The 23,768-nt window shown below is 62.8% G+C and carries 22 protein-coding genes; 16 read left to right on the forward strand and 6 right to left on the reverse strand.

What is annotated here, in order from left to right:
* Positions 1–29: 29 nt before the first annotated feature.
* On the forward strand, positions 30–1,034 hold the full coding sequence (locus QQL28_RS00790; RefSeq protein ID WP_284260163.1) for a substrate-binding domain-containing protein: 1,005 nt from the start codon (positions 30–32) through the stop codon (positions 1,032–1,034).
* 161 nt (positions 1,035–1,195) lie between these two features.
* Here the strand turns inward: QQL28_RS00790 and QQL28_RS00795 are convergent, their stop codons facing one another.
* Entirely contained in the window at positions 1,196–2,041 is an 846-nt protein-coding gene (locus QQL28_RS00795; RefSeq protein ID WP_284260164.1) for an IclR family transcriptional regulator, read from the reverse strand.
* Positions 2,038–2,436, reverse strand: coding sequence for an acyl-CoA thioesterase (locus QQL28_RS00800; RefSeq protein WP_284260165.1), 399 nt, complete (start codon positions 2,434–2,436; stop codon positions 2,038–2,040). The genes QQL28_RS00795 and QQL28_RS00800 overlap by 4 nt, the downstream gene beginning before the upstream one ends.
* 168 nt (positions 2,437–2,604) lie before the next feature.
* On the opposite strand from QQL28_RS00800, the gene QQL28_RS00805 reads away from it, so the two are divergent.
* The 10 genes from QQL28_RS00805 to QQL28_RS00850 all read left to right on the forward strand — a co-directional run bounded on the left by QQL28_RS00805 (position 2,605) and on the right by QQL28_RS00850 (position 14,091).
* Entirely contained in the window at positions 2,605–3,759 is a 1,155-nt protein-coding gene (locus QQL28_RS00805) for an FAD-dependent monooxygenase (protein WP_284260166.1), read from the forward strand.
* Between the two features lie 14 nt (positions 3,760–3,773).
* Entirely contained in the window at positions 3,774–5,414 is a 1,641-nt protein-coding gene (locus tag QQL28_RS00810) for a benzoate-CoA ligase family protein (protein WP_431309555.1), read from the forward strand.
* A 65-nt stretch (positions 5,415–5,479) separates the two neighbouring features.
* On the forward strand, positions 5,480–6,835 hold the full coding sequence (locus QQL28_RS00815) for an MFS transporter (RefSeq protein ID WP_284260167.1): 1,356 nt from the start codon (positions 5,480–5,482) through the stop codon (positions 6,833–6,835).
* Between the two features lie 32 nt (positions 6,836–6,867).
* Positions 6,868–7,926 carry a gentisate 1,2-dioxygenase gene (gene gtdA, locus QQL28_RS00820; RefSeq protein ID WP_431309560.1) on the forward strand — a complete coding sequence of 353 codons (1,059 nt, stop codon included), beginning with the start codon at positions 6,868–6,870 and terminating at the stop codon, positions 7,924–7,926.
* Positions 7,919–8,626 (forward strand): fumarylacetoacetate hydrolase family protein, encoded by a 708-nt coding sequence (locus QQL28_RS00825; RefSeq protein WP_284260169.1) that lies wholly within the window; start codon positions 7,919–7,921, stop codon positions 8,624–8,626. The genes gtdA and QQL28_RS00825 overlap by 8 nt, the downstream gene beginning before the upstream one ends.
* 326 nt (positions 8,627–8,952) lie before the next feature.
* On the forward strand, positions 8,953–9,903 hold the full coding sequence (locus QQL28_RS00830) for a PDR/VanB family oxidoreductase (protein ID WP_284260170.1): 951 nt from the start codon (positions 8,953–8,955) through the stop codon (positions 9,901–9,903).
* Positions 9,904–9,922: 19 nt separating this feature from the next.
* Positions 9,923–11,263: an aromatic ring-hydroxylating dioxygenase subunit alpha gene (locus tag QQL28_RS00835; protein WP_284260171.1), complete on the forward strand. Its 1,341-nt coding sequence runs from the start codon at positions 9,923–9,925 to the stop codon at positions 11,261–11,263.
* Positions 11,260–11,736, forward strand: coding sequence for an aromatic-ring-hydroxylating dioxygenase subunit beta (locus QQL28_RS00840; protein WP_284260172.1), 477 nt, complete (start codon positions 11,260–11,262; stop codon positions 11,734–11,736). Before QQL28_RS00835 ends, QQL28_RS00840 begins: the two co-directional genes overlap by 4 nt.
* Before the next feature lie 7 nt (positions 11,737–11,743).
* Complete coding sequence (locus QQL28_RS00845; RefSeq protein ID WP_284260173.1) at positions 11,744–13,360, forward strand: ATP-dependent acyl-CoA ligase; 1,617 nt, start codon at positions 11,744–11,746, stop codon at positions 13,358–13,360.
* Between the two features lie 2 nt (positions 13,361–13,362).
* Complete coding sequence (locus QQL28_RS00850; RefSeq protein ID WP_284260174.1) at positions 13,363–14,091, forward strand: SDR family NAD(P)-dependent oxidoreductase; 729 nt, start codon at positions 13,363–13,365, stop codon at positions 14,089–14,091.
* Positions 14,092–14,101: 10 nt separating this feature from the next.
* Here the strand turns inward: QQL28_RS00850 and QQL28_RS00855 are convergent, their stop codons facing one another.
* The 4 genes from QQL28_RS00855 to QQL28_RS00870 form a co-directional block, all read right to left on the reverse strand.
* Positions 14,102–14,584 (reverse strand): MarR family winged helix-turn-helix transcriptional regulator, encoded by a 483-nt coding sequence (locus QQL28_RS00855; protein ID WP_284260175.1) that lies wholly within the window; start codon positions 14,582–14,584, stop codon positions 14,102–14,104.
* Complete coding sequence (locus tag QQL28_RS00860; protein WP_284260177.1) at positions 14,584–15,078, reverse strand: MarR family winged helix-turn-helix transcriptional regulator; 495 nt, start codon at positions 15,076–15,078, stop codon at positions 14,584–14,586. The genes QQL28_RS00855 and QQL28_RS00860 overlap by 1 nt, the downstream gene beginning before the upstream one ends.
* Before the next feature lie 153 nt (positions 15,079–15,231).
* Positions 15,232–16,809 (reverse strand): indolepyruvate oxidoreductase subunit beta family protein, encoded by a 1,578-nt coding sequence (locus QQL28_RS00865; protein WP_284260178.1) that lies wholly within the window; start codon positions 16,807–16,809, stop codon positions 15,232–15,234.
* Positions 16,806–18,965: an indolepyruvate ferredoxin oxidoreductase subunit alpha gene (locus QQL28_RS00870; protein WP_284260180.1), complete on the reverse strand. Its 2,160-nt coding sequence runs from the start codon at positions 18,963–18,965 to the stop codon at positions 16,806–16,808. The genes QQL28_RS00865 and QQL28_RS00870 overlap by 4 nt, the downstream gene beginning before the upstream one ends.
* A 124-nt stretch (positions 18,966–19,089) precedes the next feature.
* On the opposite strand from QQL28_RS00870, the gene QQL28_RS00875 reads away from it, so the two are divergent.
* The 5 genes from QQL28_RS00875 to QQL28_RS00895 all read left to right on the forward strand — a co-directional run bounded on the left by QQL28_RS00875 (position 19,090) and on the right by QQL28_RS00895 (position 23,576).
* The gene (locus tag QQL28_RS00875; protein ID WP_284260181.1) at positions 19,090–20,106 is read left to right on the forward strand and encodes a carbon-nitrogen hydrolase family protein; all 1,017 of its coding nucleotides are present in this window, start codon (positions 19,090–19,092) and stop codon (positions 20,104–20,106) included.
* A gap of 255 nt (positions 20,107–20,361) precedes the next feature.
* The gene (locus QQL28_RS00880) at positions 20,362–21,468 is read left to right on the forward strand and encodes a cupin domain-containing protein (RefSeq protein ID WP_284260182.1); all 1,107 of its coding nucleotides are present in this window, start codon (positions 20,362–20,364) and stop codon (positions 21,466–21,468) included.
* A gap of 46 nt (positions 21,469–21,514) precedes the next feature.
* A complete protein-coding gene (locus QQL28_RS00885; protein WP_284260183.1) occupies positions 21,515–22,423 on the forward strand; it encodes a fumarylacetoacetate hydrolase family protein in 909 nt (302 codons plus the stop codon).
* Positions 22,423–22,857, forward strand: coding sequence for an acyl-CoA thioesterase (locus tag QQL28_RS00890; protein WP_284260185.1), 435 nt, complete (start codon positions 22,423–22,425; stop codon positions 22,855–22,857). The genes QQL28_RS00885 and QQL28_RS00890 overlap by 1 nt, the downstream gene beginning before the upstream one ends.
* The gene (locus QQL28_RS00895; RefSeq protein WP_284260186.1) at positions 22,854–23,576 is read left to right on the forward strand and encodes a hypothetical protein; all 723 of its coding nucleotides are present in this window, start codon (positions 22,854–22,856) and stop codon (positions 23,574–23,576) included. The genes QQL28_RS00890 and QQL28_RS00895 overlap by 4 nt, the downstream gene beginning before the upstream one ends.
* The last annotated feature ends 192 nt before the right edge of the window (positions 23,577–23,768 follow it).

The following is a 23,768-nucleotide window of genomic DNA, read 5'->3' on the forward strand; positions in this document are numbered from 1 at the left end:
CTTGGAGTCAACAAAAAGGGAGGAGAAACGTGCATAAACATCTATTGATGGCCGCCGTGGCGTTCTCAGCGTTGATGGGAGGACAGGCCTACGCGCAGCAGAAGTTTACCTTCGCGCTCGTTCCCAAGAACATGAACAATCCGTTCTTCGATCAGGCGCGGGATGGCTGCAAGAAGGCGGAAGCGGAATCCAAGGGCGCCTTCCAATGCATGTACATCGGACCCGGCGAGCATGGCGGCGGCGAGGAGCAGGTTCAGATCGTGCAAGACCTCGTCGCCAAGAAGGTGGACGGCATCGCCGTATCACCGTCGAATGCGGCTGCCATGGCGGTTGCACTGCAAGCCGCCAAGAGTGCCGGCATTCCTGTGCTGACCTGGGACTCGGATCTGCTGCCGGAGAACAAGGATCTGCGCCTTGCCTATATCGGCACGCACAACTACGAGATCGGCGTCAACATTGCCAAGATCGTGCAGACGATCAAGCCGAAAGGCGGCACGATTTGTATCCAGTCCGGCGGTGCGGCGGCAGCCAACCACAACGAGCGCATGAAGGGTATCCGTGACACGCTGGCCGGCAAGGAGGCTGCCCAATCGCCCGGTGAGCGGCTGACCGGACAGAATGGCTGGAAGGAGATCGACGGCTGTCCGCTCTACACCAACGACGATTTCCCGGTGGCGGTGCAGCAGTTCCAGGACATCATGGCGAAGAATCCCAACCTCGACGCGTTCACGCCGACGGGCGGCTTCCCGCAATTCGTGCCGGACGCCAACCGCGCTGCGGTCGCGCCCTTCAAGGACAAGATCGCCAAGAAGGACTTGGCGTTGGTGGTGGCCGACACGCTGCCGGTTCAGATCGATCAGATGAAGGAGGGGCTGTCGCTCGGTCAGGTCGGACAGCGTCCGTTCGAGATGGGCTACAAGACCATGTTCGCGCTGAAGGACGTCAAGGAAGGCAAGGCTGCGCCTAAAGATCCGACTTATACCGGCCTCGACGTCTGCACGGCCAAGACCGTCGATACCTGCATCGCCAAGTAGTTTGTGAGTGAACGGCAGCGGGCTAGAGCATGATCCGGAAAAGTGTTAAGCGGTTTTCCGAAAAGATCATGCTCAAACAACAACCTAAAGCGCGATGACTCTCATCGCGCTTTAGAGAGCCTAGCCCGCTGACCTTCCACAACGATGTGGCCGCGAGCCGTCTATCGCGCTCGATCACTCGCATTGCCGAGTTGGGCCGGCGGGACGATCGAGTGACGCGAGGCAAAATCGACCAAAGCGGTTCGCGTGGCGCTGCCCGGCTCCAGCAATTCCTTGTGCGTGCCGAAGAGGGTCACCGCGACCTCGATCTCTCCCTGCCAGTTCGTGATGGCCGACGAAATCGCGCTCAAGCCCGGGATGAAACGTCCGTCAACGTAGGCGACGCGCTCGCGGCGGACTTTCGCCGTCAATGCTTCGACACTTGCCACGTCGGGATTGAGATCCGGCCAGCTCACGCCCGCGGTAGCCGCTCGTTCGAGTTCGTGGTGCAGCCGCCCCGCCAGTTGCTGCTGGGCCAGGTACGAGAGGAAGATGCGTCCGGTCGCTGAGTCCAGCAACGGAAACGTGCTGCCAAGACCGATCGACGTCGTCGTCAGATTGGGGCCTCTCTCCAGCCTGACGACCGTCGGGCCATGGTGGCTCCAGACCGCAAGCAACGCGGCCTGGCCGGTCGCGGCGGCCAATTCCTCGAGTTCGTCGGACGCTCGGACGACGAAGTTGTTCCGGCTGATCGCCGCAACGCCCAGCTCTGCCGCTTCACGCCCCAGGTCATACCGGCCGGAACGCTCCTTCTGCACGGCAAGGCCCGCATGAATGAAGCTCGCGAGATAGCGGTGGACTTTGCTTGGAGGCATCCCCGCTTCGCGCGCGATATCCGATAGCGCCGCCGGCCCATCGAAGGAGCGCAGGACCCGGAGGACCGAAAGCGCGGCGTCGAGAGCCTGGATGCCACCGGGAGCCGTTCCGCCGCTCTCTTCGCCAGTGTCTTTCGCAGGCTTCCGCTTCATGTCATCAGTTCCCTGAACTCGGGCGGGACGTTCGCGCCGCGAAGTTCGCCCGTGTCTGAGAGAGAGGCCCAGGCGCGCTCTTCGAAGCCGCTGGCAACCTGCACGTTTGCCACCGACAGCTTGTAGTCGATTCGAAACCGCCGCTCTCGCCACTCGGCCACTTCTGCTCGCACCACCAGTTCATCGTCGTAGCGGGCAGGCCCGACAAACTGGGCGGCGACGTTGACGAGCGGCGTCACGCTGTTGAAGCGCCGCCGCAGCTCGCGCTGGCTCAATCCATGCTTGCGCAGCCAGCGCTGATAGGTGCAGTCAAGCCAATAGAAGTAGTTGGGATAAAAGACGATTCCGGCCTCGTCGCAATCGCCCCACTCGATCGTAAAAGCTGTTTCGAACATCCGAAATCCTCCTGTCGTGCGGCGCCTGGCCTGCAGCTTAGACACGCCAATCTGATTGCATATAAAAGAAATAATTCCTCCATGCGTAAAAATATATTGCACAAACGGAAATGCATTGCATAATACGCAAATAGGAGCGGTAAGCAAAAGCAACAGGGAAGGAAGGTCATGCGGCTCAGTCGCATCGCTGTGCTGGGGGGAGGTCCTGCGGGGCTCTACTTCGGCTACCTATGGAAGCGCCGGCATCCCGAGGATCATGTCGACGTCTTCGAGCAGAATCCCGAGGGTGCCACCTGGGGATTCGGAGTCGTCTTCTCCGACAAGGCGCTCGACTTCCTGCGCGCCGACGATCCGGAAACGGCGGATGCCGTCTCGGCCCGCATGGAGACTTGGCGTGATATCACGCTCGTTCATCGCGGCGAGCGCGTCGTGCTCGACGGGGTCGGCTTCTCCGCGGTCGGGCGACTCGACTTCATCACGCAATTGACCGAGCGCGCGCGATCCGCCGGCGCCAATCTCCGGTTCGGCTCGGTCGTGCGCTCCGTCGATGAGCTGGCAGGGTACGATCTGATCGTGGCTGCGGATGGTGTGAACTCGCTGGTCCGAAGGACCTACGAGGGCGACTTCAAGACTTCGCTTTCCTACGACGACAACAAGTTCGCCTGGTACGGCACCACGAAACGCTTCGAGACGCTGACTCAGACCTTCGTCGAAAGCGAGTTCGGCAGCTTCAACGCCCATCACTACCGGTACTCTCCGACGATGAGCACATTCATCGTCGAGTGCGATCGCGCGACCTGGCTGCGCGCCGGCTTTGCGGAGAAGACGGAGGAAGAGGGCAGGGCGATTTGCGAGAAGGTGTTCGCCGACACGCTCGAGGGGCATCCACTCGTCAACAATAAGTCGATCTGGCGGAATTTCCCGTGGCTGTGGAACGATCGCTGGTCCCACCGCAACATGGTGCTCGTCGGCGACGCGCTCCACACCGCGCACTTTTCGATCGGATCGGGTACACGCCTCGCGCTCGAGGACGTCATCGCCCTCGTCAATGCCCTGGACGGTGAACCGCGTGATCTTCGCCGTGCGCTGGAGGCTTACGAGACCGCGCGCCGCCCCGTGGTGGAGAAGCTGGTCAAGGCCGCAAGAACGAGCGCGGCCTGGTACGAGCGCTTTGCAGCGCACATGAAGCTGGCGCCGCTGGATTTCGGCCATAGCTACATCACCCGCTCCGGCCGGATCGACGACGATCAGCTCCGTGCAATGTCGCCGCGTTTCATGGCGCGTTACGACGCCAATTCATTGGTCTCCAGTACGTCGCGATGATGAGGAGCGCTCCCATGACGAACGGAATCCGCCACGCGATCGTGGATCATGTGCCTGACGATGCGCCCGGCGCGCTGGAGATCGGCTTCGAAATTCCTGAGCGTTACAACGCCAGCGAAATCCTCTTCGACAATCTCAGGGCGGGCCGTGCCGACAAGGTCGCAATCTACGCTGCGGCCGGTAACACCAGCTATGGCGAGTTGTGCGTCAAGGCCACCAAAGCCGGAAACGCGCTCAAATCGCTCGGACTTGCTGCAGGCGATCGCGTGCTGCTCCTGCTGAACGACACGGCGGCCTATCCCGCGGTCTTCTTTGGAGCCATTCGCGCCGGCTTTGTTCCCATGCTGATCAACACGCTATCGCCGAAGGACTTGATCGGCTTCTATCTGCAGGATTCGGGTGCGCCGGTCGCGGTCGTCGAGGCCGAGTATGCGCCCCTGTTCGACCAGGAGACGATCGCGGGAACGTCGCTGCGCACCCTGATCGTGCTCGACGGTGAGGCCACAAGTGAGTCGCCGTCGATCAAGGTTCTCGATGGCGACCACTGGTTTGCGCAATTTCCGTCCAGGCTCGAAGCTGCGCCCACGCGCCGTGACGACATGGCGTTCTGGATGTACAGTTCGGGGAGCACCGGCCGACCGAAGGGCATCGTGCACCTCCAGCACGACATGGCCTATACGGCGAAGAGCTTCGGCCGTCACATCCTGGGGATCGACGAGAACGACATCTGCTTCTCCGTGCCCAAGATCTTCTTCGCCTATGGCTTCGGGAATTCCATCACGTTCCCGTTCTCGGTCGGTGCGAGCACGGTCCTTCTCGCCGGTCGGCCCGAGCCGGGTGCCGTTCTCGACGCGGTCGAGCGGTTCAAGCCGACGCTCTTTTTCGGCCTGCCGACGCTCTACAACGCGCTGCTCCATCACCCACGTATCGAATCTGCCGACCTGTCGAGCGTGCGCCTATGCCTGTCAGCGGCAGAGGTGTTGTCGCAGGACATTTTCAGCGACTGGAAACGACGCTTCGGACTCGAGATCGTCGAAGGGCTCGGATCGACCGAGGTCCTGCACATCTATCTTTCGAATACGCACAAACAGAAGAGGACCGGAACCGCAGGCAAGCGCGTTCCCGGATATGAGATCCGGCTAACCACGCCCGAAGGCGAGCCCGTCGCCCAAGGCCAGGAAGGCGTCATGTGGATACGTGGTCACTCCAACGCGCCTTGCTACTGGAACAGGCCGGACAAGACCGCGCAGACCATGCGCGACGGCGGCTGGATCTGGACCGGCGACAGGCTCCTCGAGGACGCCGACGGATTTTTCACGTTCGTCGGTCGCGTCGACGATCTCATCAAGGTGAGCGGCCAATGGATCTACCCGCTCGAGATCGAACTCTGCCTGTCGGAGCATTCGGCTGTCAGGGAATGCGCGGTTCTCGGACTGGAGTTGCCCGACCGTCGCATGACGACGAAGGCGTTCGTCATCCTTGGGGAGGGGCATGTGGCCAGCGAAACGCTCACGCGTGAGCTGCAGGATTACGTCAAGTCGAAACTGCTCCCCTACAAATATCCGCGCCTGATTGAATACCGGTCCGAATTGCCGAAGACCGGAACGGGCAAGATCGATCGTCAGCAACTGCGCAGCGCCCCGTTGGACGCATGAACGCGGCCCGCTCTCGAGCCGCATTGTCACCGCCTTAGAAATCCAAGCTCACACTGGAGTTCGTGATGTCCACTGCGAAGACCATCGACGTGACCGAAGTCATCGAGCAGGCGCGGTTCGGACGCCTCCAATTCCTGATTCTCGTTCTCTGCGGGTGGATTGCCATGCTCGATGGCTTCGACACCCAGGCGATCGCCTATGTCGCGCCCGTCATCGCCGAGCAATGGGGGATCGCGATGGCCGGCTTCGGTCCGATCTTCGGTGCGGGCCTTGCCGGTCTCACGGTCGGTGCCTTCGTCCTGAGCCCTGCGGCCGACCGGTTCGGCCGAAAGAACGTCATTCTGCTCTCCGTGCTGCTGTTCGGCATTTTCGCGCTCGTCACTGCGCGCGCCACCACGCTGAGCGAACTCATGGTCTATCGCTTCCTGACGGGCCTCGGCCTCGGCGGCGCCATGCCCAATATCATCGCGCTGACCAGCGAATATGCGCCGAAGCGGATGCGTGCGCTGCTCATTGCCATCATGTTCTGCGGCTTTCCGCTGGGCTCGACGATCGGCGGCGTGATCAGCGCGCCTCTCATCGGCGCCTTTGGTTGGCACTCGGTATTCGTCGTGGGAGGCGTGCTTCCCCTCGTGACCTTGATCGCTCTGTTCATCTGGCTCCCGGAATCGATCCGCTTTCTCGTGACGCGCGGCGTCGCCGACGAACGGATCGCAAACCTGCTCGCAAGGCTCGACCCGGCCGCCTCCCAGGCGACGGCAAGCCGCTATGTCATGCCTTCCGTGCAGGCGTCCGGCTTTCCGGTGGCGAAGCTTGTTGCCGAAGGCCGCGCATCCATGACGCTGCTCCTGTGGGTCGCATTCTTCATGAACCTGCTCGTCATGTACTTCCTCGTGAACTGGATGCCCTCGCTGCTCAGGGCGAGCGGCCTGCCGCTCAACATCGCGATCCTCTCGACGGCGGTGTTGAACGCCGGAGGCATCGTCGGAGCGATCGTTCTCGGCCGCTTCGTCGATCGGCTCGACCCGTATCTGGTGCTCGGCGGCGCCTATTCCGCCTCTGCGCTCTTCATCGCCGGGATCGCGTTCGGATCGGCCAATGTCTGGACCTTGATGACCTCCACCTTCCTCGCCGGATTTGGCGTGGTGGGCGCGCAGATCGGCATGAACGCGCTTGCGGCCGGCCTCTATCCCACTGAGATCCGATCCACCGGCGTGGGCTGGGCGCTGGGCGTGGGCCGCATCGGGTCGATCATCGGCCCGGTCGCGGGCGGCGTTCTGCTCGGCTTCGGGTGGACTGCGCAGTCCGTCGTGCTGACGGCGGCGGTCCCGGCACTGCTGGCGGGACTGGCCGTGATCGCGCTGCGCAGACGAGAGCCGTCGCTCAAGCTCGTGCCGTCAACTGCGACGCTTCATCATTAACAGCGAGACCGACGATGTCCCAACAAGCAATCATGGCGCCAACCGCCGACACGCCGGAGCGGCGAGCCTTTTACGACAAGATCGACAAGAAGAACCTGACGGCCCTATGGCTGTCGCTGGCCGATCTCGTGACCCCCGAGCCGAGGAGCGCTTGTCGAGCCGCCTCGTGGCGCTTCCAGGACATCCGCGCGTACATGCTCGAGGCCGGTGGCCTCATCACCGCGAAGGAGGCCGAACGGAGAGTTCTCGTGCTGGAAAATCCGGGCTTGCGTGGACAATCCAAAATCACGACGGACCTCTATGCCGGTGTGCAGCTGGTCATGCCGGGCGAGGTCGCGCCGGCCCACCGCCATACCCAATCGGCGCTGCGCTTCATCCTGGAAGGCGAAGGCGCCTACACGGCGGTGAACGGCGAGCGTACCATGATGCACGAGGGGGATTTCATCATCACGCCGCCATGGGCCTGGCACGATCACGGCAATCCCAGTCCCGATCCGGTGTTCTGGCTGGACGGTCTCGACATCCCCGTCATTCAGATGCTGGATGCTTCGTTTGCCGAACATCTCGATGTCGACGAACAGCCGATCATCCGGCCGGTTGGCGACAGCGACGCCCGCTATGGCCAGAATCTCCTTCCCGTCGATCACAGAGGAGGCGGTGGCACCTCGCCGGTATTCAACTATCCCTATGCGCGAACGCGCGAGGCGCTCGAACGGTTGCGACGCACTGCTGCCTGGGATCCGTGCCACGGCCTCAAGATGCGCTACACCAACCCGATCACGGGCAATCACGCCATGGCCACCATGGCGACCTTCATCCAGCTCCTGCCGAAGAATTTCGCAACCGCGACTTACCGTTCGACCGACGCGACGGTTTTCGTGCCGATCGAGGGCAGGGGCCGCAGCATCATCTCGCCTCGATCCGGCGAGGATGTCGTGATCGAGTGGGGCAAGCGGGATATCTTCGTGGTCCCCTCCTGGCATCGCGTGCGTCATGAAGCGCTCGACGGCGATGCGGTGATTTTCTCTTATTCGGATCGCCCCATTCAGGAAGCGCTCCATTTGTTCCGGGAGGACCGCGGCAATGCGTGACGACATGACCAACCCTGATTTTGTTCTGCCACCGCCGCCGTACGCTTCGGTCGCGGTCCTCGGTTCGACGGCGCGCTTTCCGGTACGTCGCATCATCTGTGTTGGCCGCAACTATGCGGCGCACGCGCGCGAGATGGGGCGCGATCCCGATCGCGAGCCGCCGTTCTTCTTCATGAAGCCTGCGGATACGGTCGTGGACGACGGCGCGACCGTTCCCTATCCACCGCAGACAAAGAACTTTCACTATGAGATCGAGTTGATCGTCGCGATCGGGCAGGGCGGAACCGATATCCCGCCCGAACGTGCGCTCGATCACGTCTGGGGCTACGGCGTCGGCATCGATCTGACCCGTCGCGATCTTCAGCTTCAGGCCCGTGAGCAGGGCCGTCCCTGGGATTGGGGCAAGGGTTTTGACCTCTCGGCGCCGATCGCCCCGCTGCGACCGGTCTCGGAAGTCGGCCATCCGAAAGCCGGGCGCATCTGGCTTGCCGTCGACGATGTCATCAAGCAGGATTCCGACATCTCAAAGCTGATCTGGCCCGTGCCGGACATCATCTCGATCTGTTCGCAGTCGATGGCGCTCAAATCCGGCGACATCATCATGACGGGTACACCGGAGGGCGTCGGGCCGGTGCAGCGCGGAGAAGTCATGACCGGCGGGATCGAAGGGCTCGGTGAAATCAGGATATCGGTCGAATAGATCGGTTGAGGTGGGCCAGCCAGCAATGCACTGCGCCGAATGCGGCCTTCGGCGCAGCGCACCAAGTGTGATTTCGCCAAATCTCTTTGTCCGCAGCTTGCTCAGAGTTCAAGTTTTTCAATGAATTAGAAGAGGCGTCGCGCGCGTCTTGCGGTTTCGCAGGGCAGTGACCGGGCGTGTTGCCGGCTGAATGAAATGCGCGCGTATCGCCGCGAATTGCTTGCCGTCGCCCCGGGCCTCCTATTCCAACCCTGCCGCAACGACGATTGACAATCAATTATTACATGTCTAAAAATATGCAAATTCATATAATTTGAGATGCCTGAATGGACGCGCATCCGCTCAAGCTCAAGGTGAAGTCGGTCGTTGCGGAGACGTCGTTCATCCGCAGCCTCGTGTTCGGCGTGGAGGGCGGCGCTGTCCCACAATGGCAGGCAGGTGCGCACATCCGCGTGTTGCTGCCGAACGGGGAAGATCGGCCGTATTCTCTGATGGCATTGCCGGGCCTGCCTGGAGATACCGTTGCGCTGGGGGTGTTGCGCGAGGAGATGTCGACCGGCGGCTCGCAGTTCATGCATGCGCTGAAGACCGGCGATATTGTGAGGGCGACCGCGCCGGCCAACAATTTTCGTTTGCAAGAGGGAGCCTCGCCGGCGCTGCTGCTGGCCGGCGGCATCGGCGTCACGCCGATTCTGTCCATGGCCGCGGAGCTGAGCGCGCGGGACATTCCATACCGCCTGCATTACGCCGGACGAGCGCCGGGAGGGTTGGCCTTCTTGCCGCAGTTGCAGGCGATCTGTTCAAAGGACTTGTCCGTTCACTACGACAGCGACGAGTCTCGCCTCGACATCGCGGCTGCGCTTGGCGATGCGCCCGCAGGTGCCCGCGTCTATGTCTGCGGCCCTGCCGGGATGATCGATGCGGTGAAGGCGGGCGCACGCGCCAGGGGCATCCCTGCAGATCGCATCCATTTCGAACTGTTCAAGGCGGAGCAGCCCGGCTCGCCCAACAAGCCGTTCGAGGTCGAGCTCAAGTCGACAGGGCAGGTCATTGCGGTCGCGGCAGATCAGAGCATCATCCAGGCGCTGGAAGCGGCGGGGATCGATGTTCTCTACGACTGCCAGCGGGGCGATTGCGGCATCTGCCAGTGCAGCGTGATTGCAGGCGTGCCCGATCATCGTGACGTCATTCTCAGCGACGATGAGAAGGCGTCCAACAAGGTCATGCAGATCTGCGTGTCGCGTGCGAAATCGGAACGGCTGGTGTTGGATCTCTAACAGGGAGGCAAGGGGCGCCATGGCGAAATACGGAAACAACGCCCGTGCGATCGAGGGCCTGGTGCGTGAAGCCGAGGTGCATCGCGACGTCTATGTCGATCCTGAAATCTTCGAGCTCGAGATGGAGCATCTGTTCCCGAATAGCTGGATCTATGTCGGGCACGCCAGTCAGCTCGCCAAGCCCGGTGATTTCGTCACCGCCAATATCGGCCGGCAGCCGGTCATGGCGAGCCGCCATAGCGACGGCTCCATCCACGTTTTCTACAATCGTTGTCCGCACAAGGGCGTGAAGATCGCCTCCGAGCCCTGCGGCAATACCGGCAAATTCTTTCGCTGCCCCTATCATGCCTGGTCGTTCAAGACCGACGGCTCGCTGCTCGCGATCCCCCTGAAGAAGGGCTATGAGAACACCGGCTTCGGTGACACCCAGGCGAACGAGGGGCTGTCGAAGATCAAGAACGTCGTCATCTATCGCGATTTCATCTTCGCGCGCCTGAGCGACAACGGTGTCTCCTTCGAGGACTATTTTGGCGAAAGCCTCTCGACCATCGACAACATGGTCGACCGCTCGCCGGAGGGGAAGCTGGCCATCGAGGCCGCGCCGATCCGTTACATGCACACCTGCAATTGGAAGATGCTGGTCGAGAACCAGACCGACACCTGCCATCCCATGGTGGCGCATGAGAGCTCGGCCGGTACCGCCGTCAAGGTCTGGAAGCGCGAGCAGGGCGACTCGACGGAGACGCCGATGGCTGTGCAGCTCTACGGGCCCTTCATGAGCCCGTACGAGTTCTACGAGCAAAGCGGCATCAGGATCTGGCCCAACGGCCATGGCCACACCGGCGTGGCCAATTCGATCCACTCGAACTACTCGGACATCCAAGGCTATCTCGGTCAGATGGTTGCGGCCTATGGCGAGAAGCGCGCCCACGAGATCCTGGGAGAGGTCCGGCACAACACCGTCTATTTCCCAAACATCATGGTCAAGGGCGCGGTGCAGATCCTGCGCAATTTCATCCCGATCGCGGTGGACAAGACGCTGGTCGAGAGCTGGGTCTATCGCCTGGTCGGCGCGCCCGACAAGCTCTATGAGCGTGCGCTCATGTACAACCGCTTCATCAACGCGCCGACCTCGATCGTCGGGCACGACGATCTCGAAATGTATGAGCGGGCCCAGGAGGGGCTGAAGTCCAACGGCAATCAATGGGTCAATCTGCGCCGGCTCTACGAGAGCAATGAAGAGCAGGATGTCACCGCGGTCATCAATGGCACATCGGAGCGCCAGATGCGGAACCAGTTTCATGCCTGGGCAAAATTCATGACCATGGACATGGATCAGCACGTCGAGGCCGCGGAATGATCGACGAGAAAACCATCGCGGACTTCATCTATCGGGAGGCCGAGCTGCTCGACACGATGCAGTGGCAGGCCTGGCTCGACCTGTTTCACCAGGAGGGGCGCTACTGGATGCCGCTGGAATGGCAGCAGCAGGATCCGGTGCTACAGCCGTCACTGATGTACGAAGACCTGTTGCTGTTGAAAGTGCGCGTGGAGCGGCTGGCCGGCGAACGCACCTTCAGCCAGAAGCCGAAGAGCCGCTGCCATCATTTGCTCCAAGCGCCGCGGATCGTCGCATGCGACGAGGCGGCCGGAATGTTCAAGACGCGGACCTCCTACATCTATACCGAGACGCGCGGCGATATGCTGGAGCGTTATTCGGGGTGGGCCTCGCATGAGCTTGTGCGGTCCGGCGACGACCTTAAGATCAAGCTCAAGCGCGTCGATCTCGTCAATTTCGACGCGCCGTTCGGCAACATCCAGCTCTTCATGTGAGTATGCCTTGACCGCTGCGACCACAGTCTATGCCCGCTTCGGCGAGATCGCCCTCCGCCGGGGTGAAGCCGGCTTTCTCAACATGTTGCCTGAGACAGCCGACATCTACGGCATCGCGGCCGGCGAGATCTCGTATCGGGCCATGCTCGAACGGGTGGAGCGCTGGCGAACGGCGTTTGCCGGCCGTGGCTATGGGGAAGGCCATCGGGTCGGGCTGCTGCTCCAGAACAGGCCGGTCTTCGTCGAGCTATGGTTCGCGCTGAATGCGCTGGGTGTTTCCGTGGTGCCGATCAACCCGGATTTGCGGCTCAGCGAGCTCGAATACATCATCGCGCATTCCGAGATGAATGCGGCGTTCGTCCTCGCTGAACGGCGCGACGAGGTCGATACGGCGGCGAAACAGGCTGGCCGGCCGATCCCGGTGGTGACCGACAGCGGCGACATTCCAGCTCCATTCGACGGCGCGCGGCCGGCGCGTGCAGGCGACGGCGCGACCGAATGCGCGCTGCTCTATACGTCGGGGACGACCGGCCAGCCCAAAGGCTGCGTGCTTACCAACACCTATTTCCTGCACTCCGGCAACTGGTATCGCGATGTCGGTGGGCTGATCGATCTCAAAGGCGATGGCGAGCGGATGATCACGCCGCTGCCGCTGTTTCACATGAACGCGATGGCGGTGTCGCTGATGGCGATGCTGTCGGTCGGCGGCTGCTTGACCATGCTCGATCGCTTCCATCCGCGCAGCTGGTGGAACTCGGTGCGGGACAGCCGCGCGACCTGCCTGCATTATCTCGGCGTCATGCCCTCGATGCTGATGAGCGCGCCGCCGTCCGCACAGGATCGCGCGCATACCGTGCGGTTCGGATTCGGCGCCGGCGTCGACAAGCTCCTGCACGCGCCATTCGAGGAGCGCTTCGGCTTTCCGCTGCTCGAGGCCTGGGCGATGACGGAGACCGGAAGCGGCGGCGTGATCGCCGCCAATGTCGAGCCGCGCAAGGTCGGCACAAGTTGTTTCGGCCGTCCGGCGCCCGAAGTCGACGTTCGGATCGTCGACGATGGCGGCAATGATGCGTCCGTGGGAACGCCGGGTGAGCTGTTGGTGCGGCGGGCGGGTGCCGACCCCCGCTACGGCTTCTTCAGGGAGTATCTGAAGAATCCGGAAGCCACCGCCGAGGCCTGGAAGGACGGATGGCTCCATACCGGTGATATCGTGTCGCGCGATGCCGATGGAGACCTGCATTTCGTCGATCGCAAGAAGAACGTGATCCGTCGTTCCGGCGAGAACATCGCCGCGGTCGAGGTCGAATCCGTTCTCAACCGCCATCCCGCGATCCGGCAGGCCGCGGTCGCAGCTACCCCCGATCAGGTGCGCGGCGACGAGGTTGCCGCCGTCATCATCGCCGAACAGCAGGGCGCGGACCGCGCGCTCGCCGAAGAGATCGTGCGCTGGAGCCTGGAGCAGATGGCCTACTACAAGGCGCCGGGCTGGATCTGCTTCGTCGATCAGCTCCCGCTGACCGCAACGGAGAAGATCCAGCGCGGCGGGCTGAAGGACTTCATCGCAAAGCTGATGCGCGATGGCGCGTTCCACGATCTCCGTGACCTCAAGAGGCGGCAGGTCTGACCATGAGCGAGATCCGCACCACACTCATCACCGGTGGTAATTCCGGGATCGGCGAAGCGCTGGCGAAGAAGCTCGTCGAGAAGGGCCAGCGTGTCGTCTCGGTCGGGCTGGAGAAGCCGGACTGGACGCATGATCTGCTCGCGGCCTACCGCGCCGACCTGACCAGCATCGAGGATACACGCGCCATTGCGCGGGAGATCTGCCGCGATCACGCCATCGATTGCCTCGTCCACAATGCCGGCCTGATCCTGCCGAACCTGCTGCCCGATGCGAAACCGGAAGACATCTTGACGCTGGCGCAACTGCACCTGGGCGCGCCGATGCTGCTCACCCAGGCCGCGCTGGAGGGGATGCGTTCGCGACGCTTCGGCCGTATCGTCTTCGTCAGCTCGCGCGCCGCCATGGGCGCGGCCACGCGCTCGGCCTATTCCGCGACCAAGGCAGGCGTGCATGGCATGGCGCGAACGTGGGCGCTGGAGCTGGCATCGAGCGGGATCACGGTGAACGTCGTCGCACCAGGCCCGATCCTGACCGACAATTTCTGGGGCATCATCCCGAAGGGCTCGGAGCAGCAGCAGAGGATGGCGCGCAACGTTCCGGTCGGGCGGCTCGGCTCCCGCGAGGACGTCGCGCACGCCATTAGTTTCTTCCTCGACGAGCGCTCGGACTTCGTGACGGGACAGGTGCTCTACGTCTGTGGCGGCACCAGCCTCGTCGGCCTCGGTCCTTGATACGTGCGGGTCAGATCTGGTTCTGGCGGATGTTCTCGACCATTTTCGCCAGCACGCGCGCGCACACCTCGATCTCGTCGGGGTCGATGCCCGCGGTCAGCCGGTCGTAGTTCTTCTCCATGATCGGCCAGATCTTTCGCAGCAGAGCTTCGCCATCCGGTGTCAATCCGACGACGCGGCGGCGCTGGTCCTCCTCGGCGATCTCGCGCTTGACGAGCCCCGATGACACCATCGACTCGACCATGCGGCTCGCTGTCGACTGCTCGGTGACCGCGAGAACGGCAACCTCATTCACTGTCAGGGTCTTGTAGATGAACAGGACCGATAGCGTCCGGAAGACGACGTTGTTGATGTTGTGCTCGGCGAGATCGCGGTTCTGATCGAGGTTCCAGCGATTGGCGAGGCGGTTGAATAGATAGGGAATGTAGGTCTGTAGCTGGTCCCGTGTCCGCGGTGGACCGGATTTCCATCTGCTCCTGGATTCTTTGGCCATTATTTCCTGCGACTCTGCTTCTTGCTCTCGGTGCGAAGTTTTGAGGAGAGGGACCGCAACACCGAAAGCGCAGTCTCCAGCTCGTGGGCGGGGATACTCTCGAGCCGTTTGCTGAGGTGCTTCTTGTGCACGTCGGCCGCCTTCCTGAACAGCGCTTCGCCCTTCGGCGTCAGGCGCACGATGAACGACCGGCGGTCCTCGCTCGACATTTCCTTGCTGATGAGATCGTCAGCCAGCAGGCGCTGCACGAGGCCCGAGACGTTCCCACCGGACACCTTCAAGTTCTGCGACAACTGTCCGAGCGCCATTCCGTCGCGGTAGCGATCGAGCTGGGCCAGCACGTCGAACTTTGCCAGCGACAGGCCGAACTCCGAGTTCAGCATGGAGTTCAGGGACGCAAAGAGCTCGCCTTGCAGCGACAGCAGTTGCAGCCACAGCCGGGTCTCAATCTGCCCGAACACGGGACCAATGCTCTCTTTGAGTGCTGCCGGCATCGCATGACCATCGAGTACAAGGTGTGTCGTTGAGGGGAAAACTACCGCGGGTCTTTTGCTCCGATTAACAACCTGAGAATCGCAGTCAAGATGTCCGATCTTGGCGCCCCTCGGGGTGAACGGCAATCCAATCCTGTTCTGTCCCTGACGACGTCACGCGAAGGTCTTGATGGTCTGGATCACGCCATCGAGCTCCTTGCCCGCACTGTCCTTCAGTGCGGCTTCCCGCAACCGCCGTGCCCAGTCGGCGGCGTCCTCGCGCCGCTCGATTAGCTTGATCGCGGCCAGCGTCCTGTCGAACTTCGACAGGCCGCGGCTGTGGGTATCGGAATATCCTTTGATCAGCCGATGGCATTGCAGGATCTCGATGCCCAACTGGTAGTTGGTCCCGACAGCCTGCGTTGCGGCCCTGAGCCATTCGTCCCGATGCGCCGTCTCGATGGCGTGACGCAGAGAGCGGCGGCGCATGCCGCGAAGTCCGCCGACGACATAGAGCGCGAGAAACCAGGGCAGCGAGTAGGTCCGCACCCGGCGTCCCTTGTTGACACGACGGTCGAGCCAACCGAGGAGGCGCGGCTTCCCGCCGAGCCAGCGGCCGAGGCCCGCCGGCAGCATGCCCATGACCTCCTCCATGCGCGGATGCATGAATTCGGTGGTCTGGAGCACCTGGTCCTGCGACAGCTCGAGCTCGCCCTCGATCCGCGTGCGGCGGGCGGATCTGGTCTTGAGGTCGGCCACGCGGATGACGTCATCATAGGTCATGGCGTTGGCGAGATATTTTGCCGCGGCCTGCGTGAAGGCAAAGTTTCCGGCGGCGCCGCTAGAACTCCGATCGGCAGCGTGGAGCTTGCCGAGGATGTCGAGATATTCGGCACCATAGGCGATGTCCTGGAAATCGACGACTTTCTTCAGCCCGGCGCGGGCCATGGCGAGCGCGGACTCGGGCAACTCCCGCGTCAGCCGGGCGACGAGGCCGGCAAGACGTGGATCCACGGCAGCGGGAGCGGGCGCGTTGTCGGCTGCCTTGTCGGTCGCCTTGGGTGGCGGCGGCGTCGCCGGCTCCGGGGATTTCGACTGCACCCGGTCAAGGGCGGCTTCGAACGTGCGCAGGCTGGCCTTGGCGCCTTTCTCGCCGGCGCGGACCACGTCGAGATAGCTCTCGCGGCTGAAGGGCAGCACGCCGGCGCCTGCAAGCGCGCCGAACATCGCGGCCGAGATGACGCTGCCGTTCGCGATCGCCAGCGCGTTCATGTCGAAGATGATCTCGGTCTTGGCGGCGACCCCGATCGCGCCGGTCACCGCGCCCTTGTCGGCGATGCCGTTGCCCGGCGCGATCTTCTCGCCGATCGCAAACGAGCGGTGATTGGACGCGATCAGCGTGGTGCGATCCGGCGTCACGAGGCCACGCAGGATCGAGCGTCCGGCTTCCATGAATTCGGCCGCCATCACCACGTCGACGTCGCCGGGCGTCGGCATCAGCGACAGGATCGGCTTGCGGCCGTCGAGTGGCGGCATCGCCTCGATGTAGTAGATCGTGGCGCCGGTGCGCTGGGCGACACCGGGCACCGACGTCGACTGCGCGACCCAGCCATGGTTCTCGGCAAGCTGGACGATCCAGTCGGTCAGGACGCCGCCGCCCTGGCCGCCCATCGCAACGATGGCGATGGAGACCGGCCGCTCGGTTGCATCACCTGCGGCGGGCAGTGCCAGTCGGACCGTTTCGTCTCTCATGCCAACGCCTCAAGCGCGGGACGGCGGCGATCGCGCCGTCGCTGCAGCCAGCCGATCACGGCCATGGCGACCTTCGATTTGAATTTGTCCCAGCCGGTCGGATTGTGAATCACGTCCGCGCGATAGAAGGAGGGGCACAGCACCGCCGCTTCGGCGACCTCGCCGCAATTGCCGCAGCCGACGCAGGAATTGTCGATCGCCGCAACGGGATCGTCGCGCAAGGGATCGTCCAGTTGCTTCACCGAGAGCGACGGGCAGCCCGAGAGGCGGATGCAGGCATGGTCCCCGGTGCAGACGTCCTCATCGACGCCGAAACGTTCCTTGACGATACGCACGCCGTCCTTGATCGCCTTGTTCATCTGCGGCTTCACGCGGCGCTGCTTGTTCAGCATGCACTCGGAGGAGGCGACGATGACCTTGGGGCCTTCCTCTTTCGTCGTCAGCGCTTCCTTCAGTGTGTCGCGCATCTTGCCGACATCGTAGGTGCGGTCGATCTGCCGGACCCATTGACCGCCGATGCCTTTCACGGCCTGAACGATCGAATTATTGGTATTACGCCGCTTGTTGATCGCGCGCGACGACAGGATGTCCTGACCGCCGGTCGCCGAGGTGTAGTAGTTGTCGACGATGACGAACACGCCGTCGTGCTTGTTGAAGACCGCATTGCCGATGCCGCTGGTCAATCCGTTGTGCCAGAAGCCGCCGTCGCCCATGACGGCGATCGAGCGCTTGTCCGCCTTGACGTTGAAGGCCGAGGTCGAGGCCGGCCCGAGGCCAAAGCCCATGGTCGTCGCGCCGATATTGAAAGGCGGGAGGATCGAGAACAGATGGCAGCCGATGTCGGCGGAGACGTGGTGCTGGCCGAGCTCCTCCTCGACGAGCTTCATGGCCGCAAAGATCGGACGTTCCGGACAGCCGGTGCAAAGACCGGGTGGACGCGCCGGCACCACCTGCTTCAGCTTCTCGATGGCGGGGTGACCAAGCAAAGGTCTTGCGTCCGGCGCCGGCGGCCGGTTGCCGAGCAGTCTCGGATCGGTCTTCTCCAGGAATTCGCGGACGCCGTCGAGCAGGACCTGCGCGGTATAGTCGCCGCCCATCGGCAGCACGTCCTTGCCGTGGACGCGCGCGTTGATGTCCTTGCGGCGCAGCACGGTGTTGATCGCCTGCTCCAGATATTCGGGCTGGCCTTCCTCGACCATGAGAATGGCGTCCTTGCCGACGCAAAACTCCGCGACCTCCGTATCGATGACGGGGTAGGTGACGTTCATGACGTAGAGCGGAACCTGGGTGTTGCCGTAGGCGTCCGACAGGCCGAGATATTGCAGCGCGCGGATGACATTGTTGTACATCCCGCCCTGCATGATGATGCCGACCTTGGCCTGCTTCGGCCCCATCCATTCGTTCAGCTTGTTGTCCCGGATGAAGCTGATGGCCGCGGGCATCCGCGTCCTGATCTTCTCCTGCTCATGCTCATAGGCTGCCGGCGGCAGCACGATGCGGCCGACGTCGCGCCTGGGATTGTTCAGCGCGTCCTTGATGGTGTGGGCCGGCTTGACATTGTCCTTGCAGGCGAAGCTTCCATGCATGTGGCAGGCGCGAACGCGAACCTCGAGCATGACGGGCGTGTTCGAGACCTCGGACAGCTCAAAGCCTTTCTCGATCAGCTTCACGATGCATTCGTGATCAGGACGTGGATCCAGCAGCCACATCTGCGACTTCATTGCGAAGGCGTGGGTCCGCTCCTGCATGATGGAGGAGCCCTCGCCATAGTCCTCGCCGACGATGATCATCGTGCCGCCGGTGACGCCGCCCGAGGCCAGGTTGGCGAGCGCATCGGAGGCCACATTGGTGCCGACGGTCGACTTCCACGCCACCGCGCCACGAAGCGGGTACATGACCGAGGCTGACAGCATGGCCGCGGCGGCGGCTTCATTGGCGGAGCTCTGGAACACGACGCCGAGATCGTCGAGCACGTCCTTGGCGTCGGCGAGTACGTCCATCAGATGCGAGATCGGCGAGCCCTGATAGCCGCCGACATAGGCGACGCCCGATTGCAGCAGGGCTTTGGTGATGGCGAGGATGCCTTCGCCGCGGAACGTGTCGCCATCTCCCAGCCGGAGATCCTCGACTTCGCGAGCAAAAGACCGTTCAGCCATTGCACCCTCCAGAAATATGCGTTAGCATACGTTTACATGTAAAGTAAGTCAACGCCGAGCGCTGGCACTCTAGCCCATCTCCTTGCGGGACGGGCGATCACGAGGCCGGCCGAAAGGTGGGCCGATGCTGAAGCTGCCTCGCTTTAAAGCTGCCGCCGTCCAGGCCTCACCGGAATATTTGAATGCGACCGCGACGGCTGAGAAGGCCGCTTCACTGGTCCGTGAAGCCGCAAGCAACGGCGCCAGGCTCGTCGCGTTCCCCGAAGTGTTCGTTCCCGGCTATCCCTATTGGAACTGGATCACCGATCCTGTCACCGGCAGCGCCTGGTTCGAGAAGCTCGCCAGGGAATCTGTGCTCGTGCCGGGCCCGGAGATCGACATCGTCCGGAAGGCCGCGCGCGATGCCGAATGCTACGTCGTGCTCGGGGTGAACGAGCGCAGCCCGGTGTCGCTCGGTGCCATCTACAACACGCTGGTCTTCATCGGTCCGGACGGCGCGCTGCTCGGCAAGCACCGCAAGCTGGTGCCGACCTGGGCGGAAAAGCTGACCTGGACCGGCGGTGACGGGTCGAGCCTCAAGGTCTATGATACCGGGATCGGGCCGCTCGGAGCGCTTGCGTGCGGCGAGAACACCAACACGCTCGCGCGCTTCGCGCTGCTCGGGCAGGGCGAACTCGTGCACGTCGCAAGCTACATCTCGCTGCCCGTTGCGCCACCCGACTACGACATGGCGGAGGCGATCAAGTTGCGCGCGATTGCCCATTCCTTCGAAGGCAAGATCTTCACGATCGTCTCCTGCTCGACCGTCTCGGAGGAGATCATCTCGGCCATGGAGAAGGTCGTTCCCGATGCGCGGGCACGATTGCAGCGCAAGTCCAGCGCATTCTCCGGCATCATCGGCCCGGATGGCCGCGTGGTCGGCGAGCCCCTGATCGACGATGAAGGCATCGTCTATGCCGAGATCGATCTCGGCCGCTGCATCCAGCCGAAGCAGATGCACGATATCGTCGGGCACTATAACCGGTTCGACATTTTCGACCTGAGGGTTAACAGGCGTCCTTTGGCGCCGCTGGGCCTCGCAGACGGTGAGGGCGATGCCGCGGAACAGGGCTTCACGCCGATACCCATGAGATCGGAATAATGGTTTGGGATGCAGACCGCAAAGAAGGTGCGCTCCCTCCCCCGCTTGCGGGGGAGGGTTGGGGAGAGGGTGTGTCCGCAATCGAGAACCCCCAAGAGGCGAGAGCCTTCACCCGCCGCGCTCTGCGAGCGCGTCGGTCGCTCCCGCAAGCGGGAGAGGCGGAGCGAGCCCGCGGCCCAATCACCTCAACCCAAATTCATTATGCTCTAGGCGAAGCCACGAGACAGGACTTCAGGATGAGACTTGGAGGATAGGATGCGCGAGAACGTGATCGGCCGGGCCAACGTCGAAGACACCCCGGAGCTCAAGGCCTACTACAAGGACCTCGAAAAGTATGAAGCCGGCGCGCTCTGGACAGTCGCCAACAAGATCGAGCCATGGCAGCCGCAATCCGCCTCCGTTCCCGTTCTTTGGCGCTACAACGATTTGCGCGAGCACGTGCTGCGCTCGGTGGAACTGGTCTCGCCGGAGAAGGCGGGGCGGCGGGTGATCTACCTCAACAATCCCGGCCGCCGCGATGTGTCGGCCGCGGTCGGCTGGCTCTATTCGGGATTGCAGGTGATGCACCCCGGTGAGGTCGCCACCGCACACGCGCATTCGGCGTCGGCCCTCCGCTTTATCATGGAAGGGGCTGGCGCCTACACCATCGTCGACGGCCACAAGATGACGCTCGGCGCACGGGACTTCGTGCTGACGCCGAACGGCACCTGGCACGAGCATGGCGTTGAAGGAAATGGCTCGGTCTGTATCTGGCAGGATGGCCTGGACATCCCGCTCGTCAATGCGCTGGAAGCCAATTTCTTCGTGGTGCATCCGAAGATCCAGCAGGAGGAGTCTGGTTATCCCGTGGACGACATGACCAAGACCTGGGGCAATCCCGGTCTGCGGCCGGCCGACTCGCGCTGGTCGAAGGGCTATTCCCCCATGTTCAAATATGAGTGGGAGCCGACCTATGACTCCTTGCGCAAATATGGCGCGGCGACCGACGGCTCGCCCTACGACGGCATCCTCATGAACTACGTCAACCCCGTCACCGGTGGCCACGTGATGCAGACGATCGGCGCGAGCATGCAGTTGCTGCGGCCGGGCGAGAAGACGAAATCGCACCGGCATACCGGCAGCTTCCTCTACCAGGTTGCCAAGGGCCGCGGTTTCTCGGTGATCGGCGGCAAGCGTTTCGAGTGGGAGGAGCGCGACATCTTCTGCGTCCCGTCTTGGGCCTGGCACGAGCACGGCAACCTCTCGGAGAGCGAGGACGCCTGCCTGTTCTGCTTCAACGATCTTCCCGTCATCGAGGGCCTCGGTCTCTACCGGGAAGAGGCCTATGGCGACAACGCCGGGCACCAGCCGGTCGCCGCCTGACGCGTCATCGCTCGCTTTCAGAGTTCAACCAAAGAGTCGGATCTACATGCGCCTCGTCACCTACACCTTGGGCTCCAGCGGTGCCCGTCTCGGCGTCCTCGTCAACGGATTGGTGGTCGATGTCGAGCGCCTCGGCGCATCGCGCGATCTGGCCTGGCCAAGCGACATGCTGTCGTTCATCGACAACAGCGTGACCTTGTTGCCGGCGCTGAGGGACGCTCTGGAGAACGCCAATGGCCGCTTTCCGGGCGGCTCCGCGGTTGCCGTCGAGGACGTGAAGCTGCAGGCCCCGATCCCGCGACCGCGAAAAAACATCTTTGGCATCGGGCTGAACTACCGCGCGCATGTCGCGGAGTCCGCCAAGAGCCTGGATACCGACAAGGACCTGCCGAAGCAGCCGGTCGTCTTCTCCAAGCCGCCGACCTCTGTGATCGGTCCGGGGGCCGCGATCCAGCACAATGCCAAGATGACGCAGCAGCTCGACTGGGAGGTCGAGCTCGCCGTCATCATCGGCAAGACCGCAAGCCGCATCGCGGTCGAGAAGGCGATGGATCATGTCTTCGGCTATTCCGTGATGATCGACATCTCTGCGCGCGATAACCGCCGCGCCGGGCAATGGATCTTCTCCAAGGGCATGGACACCTACGCGCCGTTCGGCCCCTGCATCGTCACCGCGGACGAGATTCCCAATCCGCATGATCTGCGGCTCTGGCTGACCAAGAATGGCGTCATGAAGCAGGAGTCCAACACCAAATACATGATCTTCGACATCCCGGTGCTGATATCAGACATATCGTCGGGCATGACGCTCGAGCCCGGCGACATCATCGCGACCGGCACGCCTGAAGGCGTCGGCGCCGGCATGAGCCCCCAGGAATGGCTATGGCCGGGCGACGTGGTGGAAGCAGGCGTCGATGGTGTCGGTGTGATCAGACACCCCGTTGTTGCGATCTGATGACGTTGTTTTCCTTCGATCGTCAGCTGAGGTTCGGCGACTGCGATCCCTCAGGGATCGCCTACTTCCCGTCCTACCTGAATATTCTCAACGGGGTCGTCGAGGAATTCTGGGCGGCGATCGGTTTTCCATGGTCGGAATTGATCGCGGTCCGGAAGATCGGGACGCCCACGGTGCATTTGACCTGCGACTTTTCCCGACCGTCGAGGTTTGGCGACCACCTGACATTCGCCCCGCGCATTGGCAAGGTCGGCAGGGCATCGCTGCATTTGGCCCATGTCGTTTCTGGCGCGGATGGCGTGCGCTGGCGCGCCCGGCAGATCCTTGCCGCAACCTCGCTCGTGGATCACCATGCTATCCCATGGCCCGATGATGTTCGCGCTGCCCTCCTGGCGCATTTGCGTGTCGACGAGGAGGCCGAGGCGACGCTGTGACGATCTCGCTCTTCATGACATTCTCCGACCCCGTAGGCGAGCGGCGGATCGAGTCCGATGATCTCGCGGCCGCCGCAGCACTGGTCGGATCGATTCCGGAGATGACCGAGGGCTTGCTGTTCACGCCGCTCGAACAATCGGTCGACCATCCCCACAAGGCCGATGGCTCCGGCCCCGTGTTTGCGCTTCAATTGCGGTTTCCGGATCTGTTCGCGTGCGAGGCCGTACTGGGTCGGGGCGGAGTTCTTGCCGGCCTCGCTGCGGGCGAGGGGCGCCTCACCGGATTGGACGTCACGCATCAGGTGATGCTGACGCGTTCCTTTCCCGTTGACGTCGCCGAACACCCCGAAGGCAAAGACCCCAAGGATACGGCAACCCCGTGCAGCTACCTCGTCCACTATCCCGGCCCGGCCGAGGACATGAACGCCTGGAACCTGCACTATCTGGAGCACCATCCAACGATCATGCGGACCTTTCCGAATGTCCGGCAGATCGAGATCTATACGCGCATCGATTGGGTCGACCGGCTGCCGTCGCGACGGGTCGAGCACATGCAGCGTAACAAGCTGGTGTTCGACAGCCCGGAAGCCCTCTCGCGCGCGCTCGGTTCCGACGTGATCAAGCGCATGCGTGCAGATTTCGTCCAGTTCCCGCCGTTTTCAGGCGGCAATAAGCATTTTCCGATGCTGACGAGGACAGTTCGGCCCAACGGCGGCTAGGCATCGACAGAGAAGTTGATCGCTGATGATCTCGCCGACACACAGGGCGGCCGGTCCTGTCTGTGTTCCGGACGTCGCAGCGAGCCCTTTCGTTTCTTGGTATACCTCAGTCGTTAGGTGAGTGGCCCGAGGCAGAAGTCGGCAAGCAACCTTTACTCACCATCGTGTGGCCATGTTTTGGTCAAAACTGCG

The organism is Bradyrhizobium iriomotense, from assembly GCF_030160715.1.
GTDB lineage: Bacteria > Pseudomonadota > Alphaproteobacteria > Rhizobiales > Xanthobacteraceae > Bradyrhizobium > Bradyrhizobium iriomotense.